Raw genomic sequence first — 21,229 nt, forward strand, 5'->3', positions numbered from 1 at the left:
GAGGACACCATGACAGAGTACGAAGTATCGAAGACCACCGATGAGTGGAAGAGCGAGCTCAGCGCCGAGGAATTTGCGGTACTGCGGCAGGCAGCAACCGAGCGCCCGTGGACGGGTGAGTTGCTCGACGAGAAGCGTGAAGGTGTCTACCGCTGTAAGGCGTGCGGGCAGGAGCTGTTTCGCAGCGACACGAAGTTCGACTCGCACTGCGGTTGGCCCAGTTTCTATGCGCCGAAGGAATCTGACGCGGTCGAACTGATCGAAGACCGGAGCCTCGGAATGCTGCGCACGGAGGTGCGGTGCTCCAATTGCGGGTCGCACCTCGGCCACCTCTTCGACGACGCACCCCAGACACCGACGGGAGACCGGTTCTGCATGAATTCGGTTTCGCTGTCATTCGACGAGTCGGCCTGAGACCGACAGGGATTCGCGGGCGCGCGCAGGTGCACCGCGATCGAACGCAACTGCATTCAGCTACCCCGACCATGAGAGGAGCGCGTTGATGTCGGCTTTCACCAGCATGCAGCAGCGACGCTCCTCCTCACGGGTCGGAGCATCAGCCCCTGACCACGACGAAATACTGCGCCTCGTCGAGGCTGCAGGGGCTGTCGCCGACCACGGTTCGCTTCGCCCGTGGCGACTCATCGAAGTCCGGGGCAGCGCCCGGGCCCGCGTCGGCAGCGCACTCGCAGAAGCAGCAGGGGCTGACAGTGACGCCGAGCGGGCAGGATTCGTCTCCAAGGCCGAGCGCGCGCCCCTGCTGATCGCCATTGTCGCGGCACACAAGTCAAGCGAGAAGGTCACGACCTGGGAGCAGGACGCTGTGGCCGCCGGCGTCTCGCACGCGCTCTCGCTGCTGCTCGACGAGGCAGGGTGGGGAGTCATCTGGCGGACCGGCCCATTCACCCGCTCTGAACCGGTGCGGCGCGTGCACGAACTGCGGGCGAATGAAGTGCTCCTCGGCTGGCTCTACGTCGGCGAGAGGCCCGTCGGCCCCCGGGGCGTTCGTCGCACTCTCATCGACGTCGCCGATCATGTGACGGTGCTCCCGTGAATGCCGACGAGCATGAACACGTTCTGCCTGATTCCGGCACCGAGGTCGTGAGTGTCGTCAGGGGCACCCTCGCCGAGCTCGATGCGCTGGCAGTCCTCTTCGACGCGTATCGGCAGTTCTACGGGCATCCCGCAGACCTCGAAGCCGCGCGCGCCTACCTCGAGGCTCGAATGCGGGGCGACGAATCCGTGGTTCTACTCGCAATGAATGCGGGCTTACCGGTCGGATTCAGTCAGCTCTACCCCTCGTTCTGCTCGCTCGACCTCTCGCGTATCTTCGTGCTCTACGATCTCTTCGTCGACCCGTCAGCTCGTCGACTCGGGGTGGCCCGCTCACTTCTGGCTGCAGCAGAGCAGCACGGCCGGGCGGCAGGCGCGAGCCGGCTCGAGCTCTCCACCGCATGGAGCAATACCGCGGCGCAGGCGCTCTACGAGGCCGATGGCTGGATGCCTGACTCGACGTATCGCCACTACGAACTCCCGCTCCTACCGCCCGCCGTTTCAGCAGGTTGACGTTGAGCGGGCCACGCCTGTGCGTTCAGCGGCGTTCGTGCAACCCGAGGGGATTCACTGGGTCGGGGCCGAGCGACCGGGACCTGTCGAGAAGTTCTGTGACATGCGCCGCCATATATGCGGCGGCACCCGTCAGCGACCTCTCGGAGGCAACCCAGACACGAAGGCCCTGCCGGTCGCAGCCATAGGTGTAAACGCCGAAGAACTCGTAGTCACCTTCGAAGTAGCGCCGGATCCACCCGATGCAACGACCGTCATGGGCCAGGAACCAGACGTCCGCGCTCCACGGTGTGGCGGCGTAGACAGAGTGGGGCTGTGTTGCGTCGATCGTCGTAGCGGCGGTGGCGTTCACAGCACGAGACTAAGCCGACGCGCTGGCAAAACCCTGCAAGGCGGGCTGGTGTGTGCCATCAGACGAGGCCCACGGCCTGCTGGGTCGCGAAATGCTTGACTGCTGCCGGGTGGTAGTTCAGCCCGTTCGTGTGGGTCGACAGCCATTCCAGACCGACGACGGCACCCTGGGATTCGAGCTTGACGAGCCACTTCGAAATCCAGTCGTCGAGCGAGACGTCTACAGGCAACAGGCTTCGGGCGAACAGATCGCTTTCGGCGGCCTTCTCCGCGAGCGCCCTCGACGACCAGAACGGGACAGCCCGCTCGCCCCCGAGCGCCGAGACGAGAACTCCGGCATCGTCGTGAAGCAACCAGACCGTTCCGGAGGATCTCACCCGCTCGGCGAACTGCGCGCAGATCGGGTTGATCTGGTAGGCGGGGCGCATGACGCCTGAGTCAGGGAACCCAGCGGTAGCAGGGCGCCCGGCGCTGTGCCCGCGAGTCACAAGTGCGAGGTGCCGCGCCGGCAAACTCTGGGCGACACTCGAACCATCTATCACAGGACCCCTCCTAGACTCATCTTCTCACCTAGAAAACGGTCTCCGAATTCATTTGCGAGAAATAGGGTCTTAAGTCCCGGTCCGGGGGGTGCCGGTGCTGGTGCTAGTTGGCGCCTGACCCGCCGGCAACGACGTACGACCACAGTTCGCTGCTGACACCCACGTGAGCAGGAGCCGGCTGCCCTGAGCGCTCGGCTTCGCTGCGATGACCGTGTCCGAATGCGGGTGAACTCACCCAGGCCTGGAACGACTCCTCGTCGGACCACCGGGTGACGACGAGCCAGGTGTGGCGATCATCCACAGGCTTCAGGAGTTCGAAGCCCTCGAAACCCGCCTGGCCGTCAACGGCTCCGGCGCGAGCAGCGAAGCGCTGGGCGAGTTCGTCGCCACTGTCGGCTTGCACGGTGATGGCGTTGATTTTGATTACAGTCACGGGAGAGTCCTTCTGTCTGGGGCGCACGCATCGGCGCGCGGTTCCCATCGTGCCACGACGGGCTGAACGCAGGCCCTCAGAACACTGGCTGGGCGGCATCCGGATCTCCCGGATGCGAGCCTTGGGTCAGGGGCGGCGAACGCAGCGAAAGCCGATGTGGCTCATGCCGGTGTCGACCGGCTGGGGGCGACGGGCGGCCGGGCGGTAGCGCAGGCAATAGGTGTCGGCGCAGAGGAACGAACCACCCTTGACAACCCTCCGCGGAATGCGGAATTGGGGCTGCATCGGGTCGAAACTGGCCTCCTCCTCGGCGCCACGCGGGTCGATCGGAGCGCAGCAGGCGTCGACCGGCTCGGCGGCGTGACCCTGCGCGTACCAATCGTTCGTCCACTCCCACACGTTGCCCGCCGTGTCGAAGAGCCCGAACCCGTTCGCGGGGAACGAGCCCACCGGCATGGTCGACCCGTAGCCCGACTCCGCCCGCCAGGGGAACTGCCCATGCCAGTAGTTCGCGCGCTTCAGGTCGGCGCCCTCTGGCTCGTTGCCCCAGGTGAACGTCGAGCCGTCGAGGCCGCCGCGCGCGGCGTGCTCCCATTCGGCCTCGGTCGGCAGGTCTTTGCCGGCCCAGGCTGCGAAGGCCGCAGCATCCTCGTGCGCCACCTGAACGACCGGATGATCGAGCACTTCGTCGATCGTCGAACCGGGGCCGCGCGGGGTGCGCCAGCTCGCGCCCGGCGTCCACGCCCACCACTGCATGAGGTCCCGCAGGTCGACAGGGCCACTGGTGCCGGTGAAGACCAGTGAGCCCGGCGCCAGATTCTCGATCGGCGCACCGGGATAGTCGGCGGGGTCAAGAGGGCGTTCTGCCACGGTAATGTACCCGGTTGCTGCCACGAAGGCCGCGAATTCGGCGTTTGTGACCTGATGACGGTCGATGAAGATGTCGCTGACCGTCACCAGGTGGGCGGGCGCCTCCTCTGCGTAGTGGTCATCCGAACCCATGCGGAAGCTTCCTCCGGGAACGAGCACCATTGCATCGGACAACGGTGGCGTCGCCGCAACCACGATTAGTGCAGCGCCCCGTTGGTGGCGTCTTCGAGCTGGCGCAACACCGCATCCAGATTGAAGGACGCCGGTTTCTGCCGCGGCGGGAACTGCGCGAATGCGGGGATCTGAGCTGCGACGGTGGCCTGCATCTGGTACATGACCCACGCGTGGTCGAGTACCCAGTCCCAATAGGTGTTCGAGTTGTCGTCGGCCCGTTCGAAGGGATCCTGCCGAAGGCTGAAGATCTTGGGTACACGCAGTTTCACGAACGGCTCAGCCCATGCCATCAGCCGGGTCGCCCTCTGTTCAGCAAGCACCGCCTTGTAGTCGCCCATGCGGATCGCGAGGACGTCACCGTCATCGCTGATGTAGAAGAAGTAGTCACGGGGCGATTCGGCCACCTCCCCCGTGAAGTACGGGAGCATGTTCTCACCGTCGATGTGTACGGTGAACGTCTTGTCGTCGGCCGAGTGACCTTCGAGTAGTTTCGCGGTGATCTCCGGCTCTCCTGCAGCAGCCAGCAGAGTTGGCAGGAAGTCCTGGTGCGAGACGATGCCATTGAGCACACTGCCCGACGGGATCTGGCCGGGCCAGCGAACGAAACACGGCACACGCCAGCCACCCTCCCAGTTGGTGTTCTTCTCCGAGCGGAACGGGGTGATGCCCGCGTCGGGCCAGCTGTTGAAGTGCACGCCGTTGTCTGTGGAGTACATGACGATCGTGTTGTCGGCGATTCCGAGCTCGTCGAGCTTGTCGAGCATGATGCCGACGTATTCGTCGTGCGCCACCATCACGTCGGCGTACTCGCCCTGGCCGTTGCTCTTGCCCTTGTGTTCGGGTGCCGAATGGGTGCGGAAGTGCATGCCTGTGGTGTTCCACCACAGGAAGAACGGCTGCTCTGCCTCGTTCGCGTCATCGATGAACTTCAGGGCATGGTCGGTGACCTCAGAATCGAACGTCTCCATACGCTTGCGCGTGAGGGGGCCGGTGTTCTCGATCGTCTGGCCCCCGTTCCCGTCGGCCCAGGAGTGCAGTACGCCCCGAGGCCCGAACCGCTCTTTGAACGCTGGATCCTTCGGATAGCTGTCGTTCTCCGGCTCTTCTTCGGCGTTCAGATGGTAGAGGTTTCCGAAGAACTCGTCGAAACCGTGCACAGTGGGAAGAAATTCGTCTTTGTCACCCAGGTGGTTCTTGCCGAACTGGCCGGTGCGATACCCCAGCGGCTTGAGCAGCTCAGCGATGGTGGGGTCTTCGGCTTTCAGGCCGATGTCTGCCCCGGGCATCCCGACCTTGGTGAGGCCGGTGCGAATCGGGTTCTGCCCCGTGATGAAAGCTGCGCGACCGGCCGTGCAGCTCTGCTGGCCGTAGTAGTCCGTGAAGGCGACGCCCTCATTGGCGACCCGGTCGATGTTCGGGGTGCGGTAGCCCATCTGGCCGCGGCTGTTGTAGCTGATGTTCCACCAGCCGATGTCGTCGCCCCAGAGAATCAGAATGTTCGGCTTCGTGGTGGCCATGCTGGTCTCCTCTGACTCGATGCGCGGCACCCTCGCGGCGCTTTCGCTGCTCACCATACCGCTCCAGAGCACCGCCAGACACGGCGAAAGCGATGAACTTCTTGGGGCTTAGCGAGTGCGGGCCGAGTCGAGTCGAGTCGAGAAGATTGGGGCCGACACGCGCGCTGGAGCTCCAAGCGAGCATCCAGTGGATGCTCGCCGCGACGCCAGCGCTGTCGAAGCTGCGCTTCGACAGGAACAACGATCCCAGGTCGGTGCTTGGGGCCGACGACGGGACTTGAACCCGTAACCCCCGCTTTACAAGAGCGGTGCGCTACCAATTGCGCCACGTCGGCAGGTCGAACACCCCATTCTAGTCATGCACACAGCTGCCACAGCGCACGGGGCGACGACCGAGGCCGGGCAGAATCGCCCGATCCCGGTGAGCCCCAGTACTTACGAAGCCGGGGTTGGCGTGGGGGTAGCGCTCGATGACGACTGGCCGGAGACCTGCAGCACGAAGTTCGCGAACGCATTGGCATCGGTCAGTGAGCCCTGGTACTGCTGGCCGTCGACGAGAATGGTCGGCGTACCCGTGACCTTTGCAAGGGTCGAGCCAGGAAGAGGCTCGGTGGTCGCCCGAGTGGTGGAGTCGGCGACCCAGCCCTTGAAGTCCTGGTTCGTGATGCAGGAGTTGATGGTGTCGGTCGACCCCGCACCAGCCTGTTTCACGTAGCCCTGGAGCTGTGCATCCGTGAGGCCTGAGGTGTTCTCGGCTGGCTGGTTCGTGAAGAGCAGCGAGTTGAAGTCGAAGAAGTTGTTCGGCGAGTAGTTGGCGACGCAGGCTGCGGCGTTCGCCGCGCGGGTCGAGTACTTGGTACCGAGCGAGGACCGGTCGAGCAGTGAGAGTGGATGCACCTCGTACGTCGCGGCTCCCTGGGCCAGCCACTTGCCGATCTGTTCGGTGTTCGTGGTCTCGAATTGGCCGCAATAAGGGCACATGTAGTCGATGTAGACGCGGATGTCGAGAACGCCGGCGGGGTTCGCCGCGCTCGGGGTGGGCTGCTCACCGGCAGCGAGGGCCGGGGTGGTGACGGCGACATTGCCGGTCGTGATCTTGATGCCGTCACTCGCCATGTTGAGCGGGCCAGGACCCGCGGTCTTGACGGAGCTGGCGACGATCAGAACGACGCAGACGATGATGGCGACAACCACGACGCCGATGCCGCTGAACAGGATCCACCTGTTTCGGAGGTCTTTCTTGCGCTGCTCCTCACGGAGCACTTTCGCCTTTTCACGGGCGGCCTCGCGTCGCTGGTTCTTGCTCTGGCGACTGTCTTCGGGTCGGCCGTTGGTCATACGTGTTGCTCCGGAGTTCGAGAGAGAGGGAGGAGGAAGAAGTCGGGGTGGTGCGCCGCAATCGCTTGCAGCCACCAACCGATAGTAATGACTGACCCTGAGAATGCCCTAACCACGTCCTCCACAAGCGCCCAATAGACGTCGGTTTCCGCGACCGGGATCCGGATGGCCGCCCGGGCGGCACCGTGACATACTGAGAGACGGGCCACCACTGACGTTGGCTCATAGTCCATCACAACGGATCGTCCGGCACGTACCTGCCGGTGAAGGAGTAGTACAACCATGGCATCAGTCACGTTTGATCACGCAACACGGCTCTACCCGGGCTCGACCCGCGCAGCCGTCGACCAGCTGAACCTCGAAACCGCCGACGGCGAGTTCCTGGTTCTCGTCGGCCCCTCCGGCTGTGGCAAGTCCACGTCGCTCCGCATGCTGGCCGGCCTCGAAGAGGTCAACTCCGGCAACATCTTCATCGGTGACCGCAACGTCACCGATGTTCCGCCGAAAGACCGCGACATCGCCATGGTCTTCCAGAACTACGCGCTGTATCCGCACATGACCGTCGCCGAGAACATGGGCTTCGCTCTCAAGATCGCCGGCGTCAACAAAGACGAACGCGCAACCCGCGTGCTCGAAGCCGCGAAGCTGCTCGATCTCGAGCCCTACCTCGGCCGCAAGCCCAAGGCTCTCTCCGGTGGCCAGCGCCAGCGCGTCGCGATGGGCCGGGCGATCGTGCGCCAGCCCCAGGTGTTCCTGATGGACGAGCCGCTGTCGAACCTCGACGCCAAGCTGCGTGTTCAGACCAGAACGCAGATCGCCTCGCTCGTTCGCCGCCTCGGCGTCACTACGGTCTACGTCACCCACGACCAGACCGAGGCCCTCACCATGGGAGACCGCATCGCGGTTCTGAAAGACGGAGTCCTGCAGCAGGTCGGCACGCCCCGCGACCTGTACGAGAAGCCGTCCAATGTGTTCGTCGCTGGATTCATCGGCAGCCCGGCGATGAACCTGTTCGTCGCAGACGTGGTCGATGGCGGTGTGCAGTTCGGCACCTCGGTCATTCCCGTCGAGCGCGAGCTCCTCACCTCGGTGAACGCCAAGACGGTCACCATCGGCGTGCGCCCCGAAGACATCGTGGTTGCCTCGACGTTCGGCGAGGGTCTCCCGGTCGACATCGACCTGATCGAAGAGCTCGGCGCTGACGGCTACCTCTACGGCCACGCCGAGATCAACGGCAAGCGCACCGACCTCGTCACCCGTGTCGACGGTCGTGTTCACCCGAACGCCGGCGAGAAGGTTTACCTCACGGCCAAGCCCGGTCACCTCCACCTCTTCAACAACGAGAGCGGCGAGCGCATCGGCAACCGGCCCGTCGTCGCGGCATAGCCAGAAGCATCCACCACACAGGCCGAGCCTGTCGGTTTTCGTCGCATCGAGGCGAATTCCGGCAGGCTCGTTCTGTTTCACCGCTCCAGCTACGCTGGATCTACCGAGCTGAGGAGCTTTTGTGAGTGGCTCACTGAACATCACCGCCGCGACCGTCGACCCTGCACTTCTCGACCTGCCGTGGCATCTTCCGCTGGAACAATGGCCCGTCGAGAACATCGCGCTGCTTCCCAAGGGCATTTCGCGGCACCTCGTGCGATTCGCCCACCTCAGCGGCCACGTCATCGCCATCAAAGAGACCACAGACGAGATGGCCAAACGCGAGTACGCCATGCTGCGCAACCTGCAGGCACTCGACATTCCGTGCGTCGACCCACTTGCCGTCATCACGAATCGCACCGACGGCAACGACATGCCCCTCAACTCGGTGCTTGTCACGCGGCACCTCAAGTTCTCGCTGCCCTACCGTGCACTCTTCTCCCAGACCCTCCGCCCCGACACCGCCACCAGGCTGGTGGATGCTCTGGCCGTGCTGCTCGTACGCCTGCACATCATCGGATTCTTCTGGGGCGACGTCTCGCTGTCGAACACCCTTTTCCGCCGCGACGCCGGCGCCTTCGCGGCCTACCTGGTCGACGCGGAGACTGGCCAGCTCTACGGCGGGGGGCTCTCGAATGGCCAGCGCGAGAATGACCTCGAGATCGCCCGGGTGAACATCGCCGGTGAGCTGATGGACCTCGAGGCTGGCGGCCGAGTCGCCGACGAGCTCGACCCCATTCGCATCAGTGACGGGATTGTCGCCGCCTACCGGTCGCTCTGGAAGGAGCTCACCGGCTCCGAGTCGTTCTCAACCTCGGAGCGCTGGCGCATCAGCGAGCGCGTCGACCGCCTCAACGAACTCGGCTTCGACATCGAGGAACTGGCGATCAAGACCGATGAATCCGGCACGACGGTGCGCATCCAGCCGAAGGTCGTGGATGCCGGGCACCATCAGCGTCGGCTGCTGAGGCTCACCGGGCTTGACACCGGCGAGAACCAGGCCAGGCGACTGCTGAACGATCTCGACTCGTACACCCTTCGTTTCGGCCGCAAGGACTACGACGAAGAGATGCTGGCCCACGAATGGCTGGCCAAGGTATTCGAACCGGTGATGAGGGCCATCCCCCGCGAGCTCAAGGGCAAGCTCGAGCCTGCGGAAGTCTTTCACCAGTTGCTCGAACACCGCTGGTTCATGAGCCAGCAGGAGAGCCGTGACGTACCCCTCGCCGAAGCCCTGACCTCGTACATCAACGACATCCTGCGCCATCGCCGCGATGAAGCGACCGTGGTAGGGCCGCCGACCGGCCTCATCACGCTGCCCATCACCGTTCAGGCGGGCGCGGTGAGCGAGGACGACGAAGACGAAGACGACGACCCAGATGAAGACGACCAGCTCGGCACCGATCCGGCCTCACTCGAAGCCGAGCCAGACTGGCGCCTGAAGGTCTGACCAGCATCCTGGGGCCTTCGCTCGCGCCCACAGCAACACCAGTCCGAGGGTTTCGATACGGCGGTAGTGCCGCCTACTCACTCAGCGCCGGTTGAGTAGGCGCGGCCGGAGGCCGAGCCGTATCCGAACCGATCGCGTTACCCGAGGGCCCTGAGACGCGAGATCTCGTAGAGCGTCACGCTTGCAGCGATCCCCGCGTTCAGCGATTCGGTGGAGGCGCTGATCGGAATCGAAACCACGGCGTCGCAGGTCTCGGTGACGAGCCGCGACAGGCCCTTGCCTTCGCTGCCGACCACGATCACGATCGGGCCCTTGGCGAAGTCGAGTTCGGGAAGCGAGGTGTCTCCCCCGCCGTCGAGGCCGATGACGAAGGCGCCCTTCTGCTTCAACGCCTTGAGCGTCTGGGTGAGGTTGGGTGCCATCGCCACGGGCGTACGTGCGGCCGCACCGGCCGAGGTCTTCCAGGCCGAAGCGGTGAGCCCGACCGAGCGACGCTGCGGAACGATGACGCCCTGGCCGCCGAACGCAGCCGTCGACCGGATGATCGCCCCGAGGTTGCGCGGGTCGGTGATGCCGTCAAGCGCCACCAGCAGGGGCACCTCGCCGCGAGCGAGCACTTCGTCGTACAGATCGACCGGATGCGCGTAGACGTACGGCGGAACCTTGAGAGCAACACCCTGGTGCACGGCGTCGAACCCGGCGAGGCGGTCGAGCTCCGGTCTCATGACCTCGAGGATGGGAACACCTCTGCTTGTCGCGAGCTGCAGAAGTTCTTTGACACGCTCGTCATACTCGATGCGGGTTGCAATGTAGAGAGCTGTGGCAGGAATCTTCGCGCGAAGCGCCTCGACGACGGAGTTTCGGCCGGTGACGACTTCGCTCTCCTCGTTTCCGCGCTGGGCACGGCGCTGCTGGCGTGCCGGCTCCTGGGGAGCTCCTGCCGCACTGCCGGTGCGGGCTGCGGGCCCACCGCGGGGGGCAGGGCCCCTGCCAGCGATGCGCGGCTGGGCGGGAGTGCCGGGCTTGCCCTTGCCTCCGGCAGCGGCATACCGCTCCTTGGCTGCTTTGGCCTTGCCGGCGGGATGATACGGACGGTCTTCGGCCTTTGGCGTGGGCTTCTTGCCCTCGAGTGCCTGGCGACCCTGCCCACCGGAACCGACCTGCGGCCCCTTGCTGGTGCGCCGAACAGCGCCGGGACGCCCGGGCTTCTTGCCTGAACTAGCCATCAAAACTCCAATGTGCACCCGCCTGGGTGTCTTCAATAGTGATCCCCGCCTGGCCGAGCTCGTCGCGGATGCGATCGGCAGTGGTGAAATCTCGTGCTTTTCGTGCGGCTTCGCGATCTTCGAGCAGACGCTCAACCAGGCTGGCAAGGGCCGTTCCCGTTGAGCCCTCTGTGCCGGTCTCCCACATCTCATCGAGCGGATTGATGCCGAGCACGCTCGTCATCGCAAAGACCTGGCCGAGCAGACGCGCCGCCTCACCGAAATCCTCTGAATCGAGCGCCTGGTTACCGGTGCGCACGGTTTCGTGCAGCACTCCGAGCGCCTGGGGAACGCTCAGATCGTCGTTCATCGCCTCGCGAAAAGCTTCAGGAACCACTTCAACTGTAGACGATGCGAATCGGGTGCCTTCCAGCCGGCGTACAGCGCGGTCGAGGAACCCCTCTATGCGGCCGAGTGCAGCCTCTGCTTCGGCAAGCGCACCGTCGTGGAACTCAAGCGTCGAACGGTAGTGGGCTGCACCAAGGTAGTACCTGATCACCAGAGGTTTCGCCTGGCTCAGCAGCTCTGCTGCGAACACCGAATTGCCGAGCGACTTGCTCATCTTCTGGCCCGTCACCGAGACGAGCCCGTTGTGCAGCCAGTAGTTCGCAAATGCGTCGCCTGCGGCCTGTGACTGCGCCAGCTCATTCTCGTGGTGCGGAAACCGCAGATCGAGCCCGCCGCCGTGAATGTCGAACTGTGGGCCGAGGTAGCGCGTCGACATCGCCGAGCACTCGATGTGCCAGCCAGGGCGCCCATCTCCCCACGGGCTCGACCACGATGCCGAGAGCGGTTCGCCCTCTTTGTGGCCCTTCCAGAGCGCGAAGTCCCTGATGTCGCGCTTGCCTCGCGGATCGGAGTCGGTGGCTGCCGCCATGTCGCCTGGCTTCTGGTGGGTCAGCTCGCCATACTGCGGCCACGACCGGGTGTCGAAGTAGACGTCGCCGGAACCGTCTTCTGCGGCGTAGGCGTGCCGGGCATCCACCAGCCTCTGGATGATGCCGATCATCTCGGAGATGCTGGCCGTGGCGCGTGGCTCGTACGTGGGTGGCAGGACGCCGATCGCCTGGTACGCGGCGGTGAACTCGAGTTCGGTGCGATACGCGAGGGCCCACCATTGTTCGCCGGAGGCCGCTGCATTGACGAGGATCTTGTCGTCGATGTCGGTGACGTTGCGAATGAAGGTGACGTCGAACCCGATGTAGCTGAACCAGCGGCGCAGCTGGTCGTAGGCGAGAGCCGACCGCAGGTGACCGATGTGGGGCGAAGACTGCACCGTCGGGCCACACACGTACACACCGACCCGGCCTGGAACCAGGGGAACAAAATCCACGAGGCTGGCGAGCTTGGTGTCATACAGGCGAAGAGTCACCGCCCCAGTTTAGGGCTTGGGTGTCCACGGGTTACGAGGCTTGCTTCGTGCGCTCCCCCACTGGGCGCTCCCCTACTGGGCGCTCCCCTACTGGGCGGGATGCACCACGCAGCTCGCAATCGCCACGACGCCCTCATTCCGGCCGGTGAAGCCGAGTCCGTCTGTCGTCGTCGCCGAAACGGTGACCGGGGCACCGAGCTGAGCCGACAGAACGGCTTGCGCCTCAAGGCGACGCGGCGAGAAGCGCGGACGGTTCGTCACGAGCTGTACCGACACATTCGCGATTCTGAAACCTGCGCCGGCGAGCAGGGCAGCGGTGTGGCGCAGAAAGACATCGCCGTGGGCACCTGCGAACCTCGGGTCAGAGGTGCCGAAGACGCTGCCGAGATCGCCGAGGCCCGACGCCGAGAGCAGCGCGTCGCAGATCGCGTGAACCACGGCGTCGCCGTCACTGTGGCCGACGAGCCCGCGCTCCCCCGGCCAGAAGAGGCCGGCGAGCCACAGCTCTTCGGCGTGCTCCGGCATCGGGGCAGGCTCCGGCGTGCCGACGAACTCTGCGCTGGCGTCGGCCTCCGGATGCCCTGGGCTGCCCGTCACGAACGCATGAGCGTCGATGCCGACGCCGGTGCGCCAGGCGCGGTGTTCGGGTGCCGGGGCGAGCTCCTGCTCTGCCCGACGCAGGTCCCACGCCGTCGTGATCTTGAACGCGAGCGGGTCACCGTGGATGATGGCCACCTCGAAGCCCGCCGCAGAGACAAGGGCAGCGTCATCGGTGAACTCGTCTGCAGCGAATTCATAGGCTCGCTGCACATGCTCTCGCGGAAATCCCTGGGGAGTCTGCACAGCAGAGAGCTCAGAGCGGTCGACAGTGGCCACAGCGCGGCCGAACCCGTCCGTTCTCTTGATGGTGTCGCTCACCGGGAGCCCGGGCACGGCTCCCCGGCCCGTCTCGCGTACCTCGTCGATGATGGCGGCGAACTGTGCCGTGGGGGTGAGCGCGCGAGCCGCATCGTGCACCAGCACGATCTCGACCGAGTCGGCAAGTGCCGCCAGTCCGGCCTCGACAGATGCCTGCCGGCTCTCGCCGCCCACGACGACAGTCGCATAGCCCACGGCAGCACCCGCCACTTCGGCGACGATGTCGACGGCCTGCTCGACCCTGTCTGCCGGAACGACGACGACGATCTGCGTCTCAGTATCGAGAGCTAAGATCGCGTCGAGCGATCGGGAGAGGATGGGCCTGCCTGCGAGTGCCACAAACGCCTTGGGCTGGCCGAGGCCCAGGCGGGTGCCGCTGCCGGCCGCGACGACGATGACGGCTACGGATGGTCGGAGAATGGCTGCGGGCACTGACCCAGTATGCACGGCCCAACAAGCGGCGAGCCAGACGTAGACCTGCCGCGCGAGATATGACAGTGCTCGCCGAGGTCGCTCGCGGTGCAGCCTCGAGCTGGGCGTACCGATAGGCTAATCTCGTTGTGCCAATTCTGGAGGGTTTTGTGAGAGCTCGGTTCGCCTCAAGTATTCTTGTCGCCGCTCTGATCGCGGTCGGCGCGTCGGGTTGTGCATTCATCACGCCCCAGGCCACGACCACCATCAAAGAGGCTGCAGACGGGGTCGAGGGCAACGTCAGCCCCGACATCGCGATGCGGAACACCACGCTCATCAGTGACGACGGCAAGTCGGCCAGCCTCATCGTCAGCCTGGTCAATGTCGGGGATTCCGGCAATCAGGTCAACATCCAGTACGTCAATGCCGCCGGGGCCCAGGTCACCGAGAACGCATTCGTGAACGCACACAGCACACTCACCATCGGCGGCCTCGCCGACAAGAAGATCACGTTCACGGGGCTCGACACCAAGGCTGGAGCCCTGTTCCCGGTCTTCTTCCAGTACGGCAGCCAGACCGGCACCAAACTGCTGGTACCTGTGCTCACTAGTGACTGGCCGCAGTTCGCCGGCCTCGCCCCGAAGGCGACCTCGAGCAAGTAGCCAGGCACTCCCTGATCGTGCACAGCGCTAAGCGCTGCGCCACGAAGTCCCCTCGGCATTCCCAATTTCGCGACCCCGCTCAGGTCACCGAACCCGCGAGCTGACGCGACTCGCCCTCTAATTCGCCGCAGAAGGCGTTCAGCGTCAGCTCGCCGACCGGGCAGCCACCTGCCTCAGCGCCCCCGTCACAGAAACCAGCGGAACGGTCAGGCCTCGAAGCGGTACCCGAGGCCTCGAACGGTCACGAGCAGCACGGGATCTGAGGGCGACTTCTCGATCTTCGACCGGATCCGCTTGATGTGGACGTCGAGCGTCTTGGTGTCGCCGAAGTAGTCAGACCCCCAGACGCGGTCGATCAACTGGCCGCGGGTGAGCACCCGTCCGGCGTTGCGCAGCAGCAGCTCGAGCAGCTCGAACTCCTTCAGTGGCATCGGGGTGTCCCGCCCGTCGACAGCGACGGTGTGCCGCTCGACGTCCATACGCACCGGGCCGGCCTCGAGCACGGGCTCACCGAGCTCGCTGGCCTCCGTCTGGCGACGCATGACGGCACGGATGCGCGCCAGCAGCTCCCTGGACGAGTACGGCTTGGTCACATAGTCGTCTGCGCCGAGCTCCAACCCGACCACGATGTCGACCTCTGAGTCCTTCGCGGTCAGCATGATGATCGGCACCTGCGAGGTGACCCGCACCTGCCGGCAGACTTCGTTTCCCGGGATTCCGGGAATCATGAGGTCGAGAAGAATCAGGTCGACTCCGCCTTGGGCGAATTCGGCGAGCGCCGAAGGGCCGTCGGCGGCAACGGTGACCTCGTAGCCTTCGCGCTTCAGAAGGTAGGCGAGGGGTTCGCTCAGTGCGATCTCGTCTTCGACCAAGAGGATGTGGGTCACTGCTGTTCTCCTAACGGGGTCGCCGCGGCGTGGGATGCCTCTGGCAACCGGATGGTGAAGGTCGATCCGTGCGCGATCTGCGACCACACCCGAATGTCTCCGCCGTGGTTTTCGACGATGTGTTTGACGATGCTGAGGCCGAGTCCCGTGCCACCGGTGTTGCGCGAGCGGGCCTGGTCGACCCGGAAGAATCGTTCGAAGACGCGGCCCAGGTCTTCTTCAGGGATACCGACCCCCTGGTCGGTCACCGCAATTTCGACAATTCCTTCGTTCACTCGGACGCCGACACCGATCCGTGTGCCCTCTGGTGAGTACTGCACCGCGTTGGCGATCAGGTTGTGCAGCGCCAGTATCAACAGGCCCTCGTCGCCGTAGACCCCGGCCCCCCGGTCGCCGCCGCCCACGATGACCATGTGCTTGACGTCGACCTGCACGTGGTTCTGGTCGATCGCGCTGGTGACAACGTGGTCCACGTCGACCAGTTCGGCGTCGGTGAGCACATCGGCGGCCTGCAGGCGAGAGAGTTCGATGATCTCGCGGGTGATCCGCCCGAGACGCACCGCTTCGGTTTCGAGCCGCTTGGCAAAGCGGCGGACTTGCTCCGGATCATCCGACGCCGGTTCGAGTGCCTCCGCGAGCAGCGAAATCGCCCCGATGGGCGTCTTGAGCTCGTGCGAGATGTTGGCGATGAAGTCGCGCCTGACCTCTTCGAGACGGTGGGCCTCTGTGCGGTCGTCAGCGAGCAGGAGCAGGTACCGGGTGCCCAGCCGGGCCACGCGCACCGAAAGATGGATGGTGGCCTCGCCGAAGGGCCCCCTGGCCAGGCTCAGCTCCGTGCTGGCCGGCACTCCGGTCCGGCGAACAGAGTCGACCATGGCGACGAGTTCCGGATGCACGAGACCCTGGTTCCACACGAGGCCGAACGCCAGCGCGGCGGGCGAGGCCTTCACTACATTGTTCGAGGCATCGAGCACCACCCCGGCCGAATCGATGGCGTCGATGACCTGGTCGACCCCATCGGGAACCGAGGGGTCGATGATGGTTGCTGCGTGGTCGCCACGCCGCGAGGCGGCGAACAGAACGAACACGAAGACAGTGCCCACTGCGAGGCCGAGTGCCACAGAGAGCAGCACCAACAAGCCTGAATCCATAGCGACTACACTAATGACTCCCGCCAGTCCCGGACTGTGTTGGGCCCCTCGCAGGGCCCGGGTCGCACGATGTTCAGGTGTTCTGCACCTTCCGTTAACCTCGTGCAGGGAAGATAGCGGAGCCGCTAGAGAGGATCACCACCACATGCGCGAGGTATTCCAGCAGGAACTCCGCGAAGTGCAAGAACGCCTGGTCGAGATCAGCCGCCTTGTTGTCATCGCCATCACGAACGCCACCACTGCCTTCAACGAATCGAACGTCTCCCTGGCCGAACAGGTCATTGCCGACGACCCGAAGATCGACGCCCTGGCGTCGGACCTCGACGAACTCGCGATCAGCATCATGGCGCTGCAGCAGCCGGTCGCCAGGGACCTGCGGATCGTGGTGAGTGCCCTGCGGATGAGCGCATCACTCGAGCGCATGGGCGACATCGCCCAGCACATCGCCCAGCTCGCCCGCTACCGCTACCCCGAGAAGGTGGCCAAAGAGAGCCTGCTCGGCACCTTCAACGAGATGGGCCGCCTCGACGTACTGGTCGCGCAGAAGCTGAGCCTTCTGATCGAGACAGAAGACCTCGACCTCGCCGACGAGATCCGCGACGTCGACGACCGCATCGACGAGTTGCACCTCAGTGTGTTCGAAGCCGTGCTGAGCGAGAGCTGGGGCGGAACCTCGGTGAACACCGTCGACGTCACGCTCGCGTCGAGGTACCACGAACGTTTCGCCGACCACGCGGTGAGCATCGCGAAGAAGGTCAAGTACCTGGCGACCGGCGAGTGGACTGGCAGCGGTAACCGCTGACGCCCCTCCGTACGCAAAGAAGCCCCGGTGCCGTCAGGCCCGGGGCTTCTTCTACGTGTTCAGCGCCACAAGTGAAATCGTGCCCCGCTGGGGGCGCAACACCCGTTCAGGGGGTCGCGCTGCGGACACCCTGAGCGGCGACTGCCGCGGCACCCGCGGCAGCGGCCTCGGGGTCGAGGTACACGGCCGGCTTGGTCGGTGTGAAGTTCTCGTCGAGTGTGTAGACCAGCGGGATGCCCGTCGGAATGTTGAGCTCGGCAATGTCTTCGTCGGAGATGCCGTCGAGGTGCTTGACCAGCGCGCGAAGCGAATTCCCGTGAGCGGTCACAAGCACCGTCTTGCCGGCAGCGAGATCGACGGTGATGTCGGACTCCCAATAGGGCAGCATGCGGTCGACAACGTCCTTGAGGCACTCGGTGCGGGGCACGGCGTCGCCGAGCTCGGCGTAGCGCGGGTCCCCCAGCTGCGAGTACTCGTCGTCGTCGGCAATGGGGGGCGGCGGCACGTCGTACGAGCGGCGCCAGGTCTGGAACTGCTCGGGGCCGTACTCGGCGAGGGTCTGGGCCTTGTCTTTGCCCTGAAGTGCACCGTAGTGGCGCTCGTTGAGCCGCCAGGAGCGCTTCACATCGATCCACAGTCGCCCGGCACCGGCGAGGGCATAGTTCGCGGTGTCGATCGCGCGCACCAGTCGCGATGTGTAAAGGATGTCGGGAGTGAGGCCCGAGCCGGCGAGCAGTTCGCCAGCGCGCTTGGCCTCACCGACACCCTGCTCACTCAGGCCGACGTCGACCCATCCGGTGAAGAGGTTCTTCTGGTTCCAGTCGCTGTTGCCGTGGCGCAACAGAATCAAGGTGTAAGTCTCAGGCATGGTTTTAGTCTAGGACTATGCCCATCGGCGAGATCACCCGCGGAACCACGAACACGAATCGGCTCAGGCGGGTCGACCGCTACCTTGCGACGCTTCCGATCCTGCTCACCGCCAACGACCCCGTCGTGGTCGACCTGGGCTTCGGGGCGAGCGCGGTGACGGCTCTCGAACTCCACCATCGCCTGGCGAAAGTGCGCCCCGATATCGAGGTCGTCGGGGTTGAGATCTCTCCTGAACGGGTTCTGGCGGCACAGCGACAACTCGCCGAGGTCAGGAAGGGCGGCACAGGGTTCGCGACTGACGCGCGAGTGAGCTTCGCCGTCGGGGGGTTTGAGACACCGCTTGCCGGGCACACGGGGGCAGCGATCATCCGTGCCTTCAACGTGCTTCGGCAGTACGACGAGAGTGATGTGGCCGCGGCCTGGGCGCTCATGGTGGGGCGGCTGCAGCCCGACGGCGTTCTCGTCGAGGGCACGTGCGATGAGATCGGGCGCGTGTCTAGCTGGGTGACGATAGACGCATCAGGAGCCAGGTCGTTGACGGTCTCGCTGCGGCTGGCCGGGCTCGAACACCCGTCGATCGTGGCGGAGCGCCTGCCGAAGGTACTGATTCACCGGAATGTCGAGGGTGAGGGCATCCATCGCCTACTGGTCGAACTCGACCGCGCGTGGCAGCACAACGCGCCGCTCTCGGTGTACGGGCCCCGTCAGCGATGGGTCGCCAGTGTCCGCTCACTTGCCGCGTCCGGGTGGCCCGTGCTGGGCGCCGCCGCGCGCTGGAAGCTCGGCGAACTGACGGTGGCGTGGGATGCCGTTGCGCCGCTGAGTTAGCGTCCTCGCCGGTCGGCCCGTACTGGTCAGCCCGGCTCGTTGAGCTCGGTCGGGCCTCAGGCGGGCAGAGTCGGCAGCGACGCCCGCGCCTCGGCCACAGACAGCCCGGTGGCGGTCAGCAGATCCATCACGAGCGGCCGCAATTCGAGAACCACAGAGATCTCGACCATGGTGTTTTCAGGAAACAGCTCGTCAGGGTCGAGCCGCACAGCGATCAGAATCAGATGCTGGCGCGCCAACGGGCGCACCATCGGGTCGGTGAGGCTCTGCTCGAGGAGACTCAACGCACCGACGAGGCCATCGAAGAGGTCGGCGAACTGAGGCCGCGGCTGCCCGTCGCGCATGATCACCGAGAGACGCCTGATCACCACCCGCAGGTCGCGAATCGCCAGGTCGACCCCGGCGAGCATGACCTTCTGCCGTTTCAGCTCAGGCAGGCGTCGCCGCAGAAACGGCGAGATGCGGGCGATGCCCAGAGCAGATTCGAGCGAGGCACGCCACTGGTCGATGAGGGGCTGGGTGCGCCGTGCGTCTTCGAGCACGCGATCGACGTCGTTCTCGGGGCCTCGACGAAGTTCGATGACGAGGTCTGACACGATGTCGGAGAAGACCCGCAGCACCCGCCTGGCGTCGGCGAGGGCGAATCGCCGGGGGTCCCGCGGAATCAGAGCCGTGACGAGGAGCGCGATCGCTCCGCCGACGAGCCCGTCGATCGTTCGCGTGAAGGGGCCGCCCTGCACAGCCGGGAGCATCGCGACCAGCGCCGACTGCACGCCGGCGATCACCGCGAATCCCGGTGCTGGTGAGATGATCCTCGCCGCGAAGAGCGTGACAGCGACACTCACGCCGAGTTGCCAGATGCCCTGCCCGAAGGCCATCAGAATCAGCTCGCTGAGGGTGATGCCGAGCGTGACACCGATGGCCGTCTCGAGTACCCGCACGGGTCTGGCATCGCGAACGAAACCAAGGCTCGAGAGCGTCACCGTCACCGCGGTGATCGGTGCCGCGTGGCCGAGCCCGTAATGCGTCACCGAATAGGCGGCGACGACGGCGACCACCAGCTGCAGGATGGCGGGTGCCGAGGCACCCGCGCGGCGAAACCCGGCGCTCGTCGCTGAACCGAGCCAGCGGGAGAAGCCTCCCGCCCTGGCCTTTGCGGCACTCCCCGCTGATGCGGTTTCGCGCGCGTTCGATGTCGGTGGCACGCGCGCAGCCTTACCGGCGCTGGGCGCCAAGCCGCGGAAGGCGGGGAATGCGGCCGACGGCGGCCCCCGCCTCCGGAGGAACGATGACCTCCTGCGAGGCCGGCACAAGGATCGACTCGCTGGCCACAGCGAGGGGAGCGTCGACGGGTGTCGACCGCTTCACCAGGGCCAGGGCGATCGGGCCGAGCTCGAAATGCAGGGCACAGGACGTGATGGTGCCCACCGTGTTCTCGGGGTCATCGAGCACGACGACTGCATCGCCTGCTGCGGGCAACACCGCGTCAGAGCCGTCGAGATGCAACATCACGAGGCGCCGGGGTGGGTGACCCAGGTTGTGCACCTTCGCCACCGTCTCCTGGCCGCGGTAGCAGCCTTTGTTGAGGTGTACTGCTGAGCGTATCCAGTCGACCTCGTGGGGGATCAGTTTCTCGTCGGCCTCCGAGCTGAGGCGCGGTCGCCAGGCGGCGATGCGCAGCGCTTCTGCGGCAAGCACGCCCGCGACCTCGATGTGTCGCTCGGAGGCGCGCTGGGCGAGGGCAGTCAGGTCGGCCCGCTCGACCAGGGTCTCCCGCCACGGGAAGTCCTCACCGGGATGACGGTCGACCGCTGCATACTGGTGACCGCCGGTTGCCACAGCAGTCCACGGATCGCTCCAGGTGAGGGCCACGCCAGCCGGGGCAGCGGCGAACGCTTCGATGATTGACGCACTGTCGGTGCCGTTCCCCACGCTGCTCCCCGAGCCTGAGAGCGCAGGTTCCTGCGGCGGCATCCAGCCGATCGTCGCGAAATCGGCGGTACGGTCGACGACCTCGACCCGCAGGGTGAATCTCATCCGGTCGAGCCAGGCCGCGAGCGCGAGTGTCTCTGAGGCATCCACCAGCAGCCAGGCCGTCACACCGTCGTCGAAGACCCGGATCGCGTGTTCGACGTGACCGCTCGGATCGAGCAACAGGGTTTCGGTCGAATCGCCTGCAGCCAGACCCTTGAGCGCCTGGCTGGTGACAGAGTCGAGCCAGCTCAGACGGTCGGGGCCCGTCACAGAGATGACGCCGCGGTTCGAGAGATCGACGATGGCACCGCCCTGCAGGAGTCGTTGTTCACGCAGAGGATTGCCATAGTGCGCTGCGACTCCGGCATCTTCACCACTGGAGTCGACGGCACCGGGCAACGCGAGGAATGGTGACGTCATGTG

General features: G+C 65.3%; 22 protein-coding genes and 1 tRNA gene. 8 read left to right on the forward strand and 15 right to left on the reverse strand.

What is annotated here, in order from left to right; all coding sequences use genetic code 11:
- Positions 1–9: 9 nt before the first annotated feature.
- From msrB to KPL76_RS00225, 3 genes are all read left to right on the forward strand, one after another.
- On the forward strand, positions 10–414 hold the full coding sequence (msrB, locus tag KPL76_RS00215) for a peptide-methionine (R)-S-oxide reductase MsrB (RefSeq protein WP_216334386.1): 405 nt from the start codon (positions 10–12) through the stop codon (positions 412–414).
- Between the two features lie 88 nt (positions 415–502).
- Complete coding sequence (locus KPL76_RS00220; protein ID WP_253202079.1) at positions 503–1,054, forward strand: nitroreductase family protein; 552 nt, start codon at positions 503–505, stop codon at positions 1,052–1,054.
- A complete protein-coding gene (locus KPL76_RS00225) occupies positions 1,051–1,566 on the forward strand; it encodes a GNAT family N-acetyltransferase (protein WP_253202080.1) in 516 nt (171 codons plus the stop codon). The genes KPL76_RS00220 and KPL76_RS00225 overlap by 4 nt, the downstream gene beginning before the upstream one ends.
- Positions 1,567–1,591: 25 nt before the next feature.
- On the opposite strand, the gene KPL76_RS00230 is transcribed toward KPL76_RS00225, so the two are convergent.
- The 7 genes from KPL76_RS00230 to KPL76_RS00260 form a co-directional block, all read right to left on the reverse strand.
- Positions 1,592–1,918 (reverse strand): hypothetical protein, encoded by a 327-nt coding sequence (locus KPL76_RS00230; RefSeq protein ID WP_216334387.1) that lies wholly within the window; start codon positions 1,916–1,918, stop codon positions 1,592–1,594.
- A 58-nt stretch (positions 1,919–1,976) separates the two neighbouring features.
- Positions 1,977–2,345: a DUF2750 domain-containing protein gene (locus tag KPL76_RS00235; RefSeq protein ID WP_216334388.1), complete on the reverse strand. Its 369-nt coding sequence runs from the start codon at positions 2,343–2,345 to the stop codon at positions 1,977–1,979.
- 217 nt (positions 2,346–2,562) lie between these two features.
- Complete coding sequence (locus KPL76_RS00240; RefSeq protein ID WP_216334389.1) at positions 2,563–2,892, reverse strand: antibiotic biosynthesis monooxygenase; 330 nt, start codon at positions 2,890–2,892, stop codon at positions 2,563–2,565.
- A 126-nt stretch (positions 2,893–3,018) separates the two neighbouring features.
- Positions 3,019–3,924 (reverse strand): formylglycine-generating enzyme family protein, encoded by a 906-nt coding sequence (locus tag KPL76_RS00245; protein ID WP_216334390.1) that lies wholly within the window; start codon positions 3,922–3,924, stop codon positions 3,019–3,021.
- A 35-nt stretch (positions 3,925–3,959) separates the two neighbouring features.
- Complete coding sequence (locus tag KPL76_RS00250; protein ID WP_216334391.1) at positions 3,960–5,453, reverse strand: arylsulfatase; 1,494 nt, start codon at positions 5,451–5,453, stop codon at positions 3,960–3,962.
- Positions 5,454–5,712: 259 nt separating this feature from the next.
- A tRNA-Thr gene (locus KPL76_RS00255) sits at positions 5,713–5,788 on the reverse strand.
- Positions 5,789–5,888: 100 nt separating this feature from the next.
- A complete protein-coding gene (locus KPL76_RS00260; RefSeq protein ID WP_216334392.1) occupies positions 5,889–6,791 on the reverse strand; it encodes a thioredoxin domain-containing protein in 903 nt (300 codons plus the stop codon).
- 282 nt (positions 6,792–7,073) lie between these two features.
- Between KPL76_RS00260 and KPL76_RS00265 the strand changes: the two genes are divergently transcribed.
- Positions 7,074–8,177 carry an ABC transporter ATP-binding protein gene (locus tag KPL76_RS00265; RefSeq protein ID WP_216334393.1) on the forward strand — a complete coding sequence of 368 codons (1,104 nt, stop codon included), beginning with the start codon at positions 7,074–7,076 and terminating at the stop codon, positions 8,175–8,177.
- Positions 8,178–8,298: 121 nt separating this feature from the next.
- Positions 8,299–9,666, forward strand: a complete 1,368-nt coding sequence (locus tag KPL76_RS00270) for a DUF4032 domain-containing protein (RefSeq protein WP_216334394.1) — start codon at positions 8,299–8,301, stop codon at positions 9,664–9,666.
- A 137-nt stretch (positions 9,667–9,803) separates the two neighbouring features.
- On the opposite strand, the gene rlmB is transcribed toward KPL76_RS00270, so the two are convergent.
- From rlmB to ispD, 3 genes are all read right to left on the reverse strand, one after another.
- A complete protein-coding gene (gene rlmB, locus KPL76_RS00275) occupies positions 9,804–10,892 on the reverse strand; it encodes a 23S rRNA (guanosine(2251)-2'-O)-methyltransferase RlmB (protein ID WP_216334395.1) in 1,089 nt (362 codons plus the stop codon).
- A complete protein-coding gene (gene cysS, locus KPL76_RS00280) occupies positions 10,885–12,303 on the reverse strand; it encodes a cysteine--tRNA ligase (RefSeq protein WP_216334396.1) in 1,419 nt (472 codons plus the stop codon). Before cysS ends, rlmB begins: the two co-directional genes overlap by 8 nt.
- An 87-nt stretch (positions 12,304–12,390) precedes the next feature.
- The gene (ispD, locus tag KPL76_RS00285) at positions 12,391–13,653 is read right to left on the reverse strand and encodes a 2-C-methyl-D-erythritol 4-phosphate cytidylyltransferase (RefSeq protein ID WP_253202082.1); all 1,263 of its coding nucleotides are present in this window, start codon (positions 13,651–13,653) and stop codon (positions 12,391–12,393) included.
- Positions 13,654–13,802: 149 nt separating this feature from the next.
- Between ispD and KPL76_RS00290 the strand changes: the two genes are divergently transcribed.
- Positions 13,803–14,294, forward strand: coding sequence for a hypothetical protein (locus KPL76_RS00290; RefSeq protein ID WP_216334398.1), 492 nt, complete (start codon positions 13,803–13,805; stop codon positions 14,292–14,294).
- Between the two features lie 206 nt (positions 14,295–14,500).
- Here KPL76_RS00290 and KPL76_RS00295 read toward each other — a convergent pair whose 3' ends face one another.
- On the reverse strand, positions 14,501–15,181 hold the full coding sequence (locus tag KPL76_RS00295) for a response regulator transcription factor (RefSeq protein WP_216334399.1): 681 nt from the start codon (positions 15,179–15,181) through the stop codon (positions 14,501–14,503).
- Positions 15,178–16,332, reverse strand: a complete 1,155-nt coding sequence (locus KPL76_RS00300) for a cell wall metabolism sensor histidine kinase WalK (RefSeq protein WP_216334400.1) — start codon at positions 16,330–16,332, stop codon at positions 15,178–15,180. The genes KPL76_RS00295 and KPL76_RS00300 overlap by 4 nt, the downstream gene beginning before the upstream one ends.
- A 145-nt stretch (positions 16,333–16,477) precedes the next feature.
- Here KPL76_RS00300 and phoU point away from each other — a divergent pair, with 145 nt between their 5' ends.
- Positions 16,478–17,134, forward strand: coding sequence for a phosphate signaling complex protein PhoU (gene phoU / locus KPL76_RS00305; RefSeq protein WP_216334401.1), 657 nt, complete (start codon positions 16,478–16,480; stop codon positions 17,132–17,134).
- A gap of 106 nt (positions 17,135–17,240) precedes the next feature.
- On the opposite strand, the gene KPL76_RS00310 is transcribed toward phoU, so the two are convergent.
- Positions 17,241–18,002: a phosphoglyceromutase gene (locus KPL76_RS00310; protein ID WP_216334402.1), complete on the reverse strand. Its 762-nt coding sequence runs from the start codon at positions 18,000–18,002 to the stop codon at positions 17,241–17,243.
- Positions 18,003–18,019: 17 nt separating this feature from the next.
- Between KPL76_RS00310 and KPL76_RS00315 the strand changes: the two genes are divergently transcribed.
- A complete protein-coding gene (locus tag KPL76_RS00315; protein ID WP_216334403.1) occupies positions 18,020–18,832 on the forward strand; it encodes a class I SAM-dependent methyltransferase in 813 nt (270 codons plus the stop codon).
- 56 nt (positions 18,833–18,888) lie between these two features.
- Here the strand turns inward: KPL76_RS00315 and KPL76_RS00320 are convergent, their stop codons facing one another.
- Together KPL76_RS00320 and KPL76_RS00325 are read right to left on the reverse strand one after the other, a co-directional pair.
- Positions 18,889–20,037, reverse strand: coding sequence for an aromatic acid exporter family protein (locus KPL76_RS00320; RefSeq protein WP_216334404.1), 1,149 nt, complete (start codon positions 20,035–20,037; stop codon positions 18,889–18,891).
- 10 nt (positions 20,038–20,047) lie between these two features.
- On the reverse strand, positions 20,048–21,226 hold the full coding sequence (locus KPL76_RS00325; protein WP_216334405.1) for a folate-binding protein YgfZ: 1,179 nt from the start codon (positions 21,224–21,226) through the stop codon (positions 20,048–20,050).
- Between the last annotated feature and the right edge of the window lie 3 nt (positions 21,227–21,229).

The organism is Subtercola sp. PAMC28395 (assembly GCF_018889995.1).
In the GTDB taxonomy this organism is placed as follows: domain Bacteria; phylum Actinomycetota; class Actinomycetes; order Actinomycetales; family Microbacteriaceae; genus Subtercola.

Bases quoted from the DNA above. Each gene is read 5' to 3' on its own strand.
- msrB (WP_216334386.1), top strand. From the start codon at position 10: ATGACAGAGTACGAAGTATCGAAGACCACCGATGAGTGGAAGAGCGAG.
- KPL76_RS00220 (WP_253202079.1), top strand. From the start codon at position 503: ATGTCGGCTTTCACCAGCATGCAGCAGCGACGCTCCTCCTCACGGGTC.
- KPL76_RS00235 (WP_216334388.1), bottom strand. From the start codon at position 2,345: ATGCGCCCCGCCTACCAGATCAACCCGATCTGCGCGCAGTTCGCCGAG.
- KPL76_RS00245 (WP_216334390.1), bottom strand. From the start codon at position 3,924: ATGGTGCTCGTTCCCGGAGGAAGCTTCCGCATGGGTTCGGATGACCAC.
- KPL76_RS00250 (WP_216334391.1), bottom strand. From the start codon at position 5,453: ATGGCCACCACGAAGCCGAACATTCTGATTCTCTGGGGCGACGACATC.
- KPL76_RS00260 (WP_216334392.1), bottom strand. From the start codon at position 6,791: ATGACCAACGGCCGACCCGAAGACAGTCGCCAGAGCAAGAACCAGCGA.
- KPL76_RS00265 (WP_216334393.1), top strand. From the start codon at position 7,074: ATGGCATCAGTCACGTTTGATCACGCAACACGGCTCTACCCGGGCTCG.
- rlmB (WP_216334395.1), bottom strand. From the start codon at position 10,892: ATGGCTAGTTCAGGCAAGAAGCCCGGGCGTCCCGGCGCTGTTCGGCGC.
- KPL76_RS00300 (WP_216334400.1), bottom strand. From the start codon at position 16,332: ATGGATTCAGGCTTGTTGGTGCTGCTCTCTGTGGCACTCGGCCTCGCA.
- phoU (WP_216334401.1), top strand. From the start codon at position 16,478: ATGCGCGAGGTATTCCAGCAGGAACTCCGCGAAGTGCAAGAACGCCTG.
- KPL76_RS00310 (WP_216334402.1), bottom strand. From the start codon at position 18,002: ATGCCTGAGACTTACACCTTGATTCTGTTGCGCCACGGCAACAGCGAC.
- KPL76_RS00315 (WP_216334403.1), top strand. From the start codon at position 18,020: ATGCCCATCGGCGAGATCACCCGCGGAACCACGAACACGAATCGGCTC.
- KPL76_RS00325 (WP_216334405.1), bottom strand. From the start codon at position 21,226: ATGACGTCACCATTCCTCGCGTTGCCCGGTGCCGTCGACTCCAGTGGT.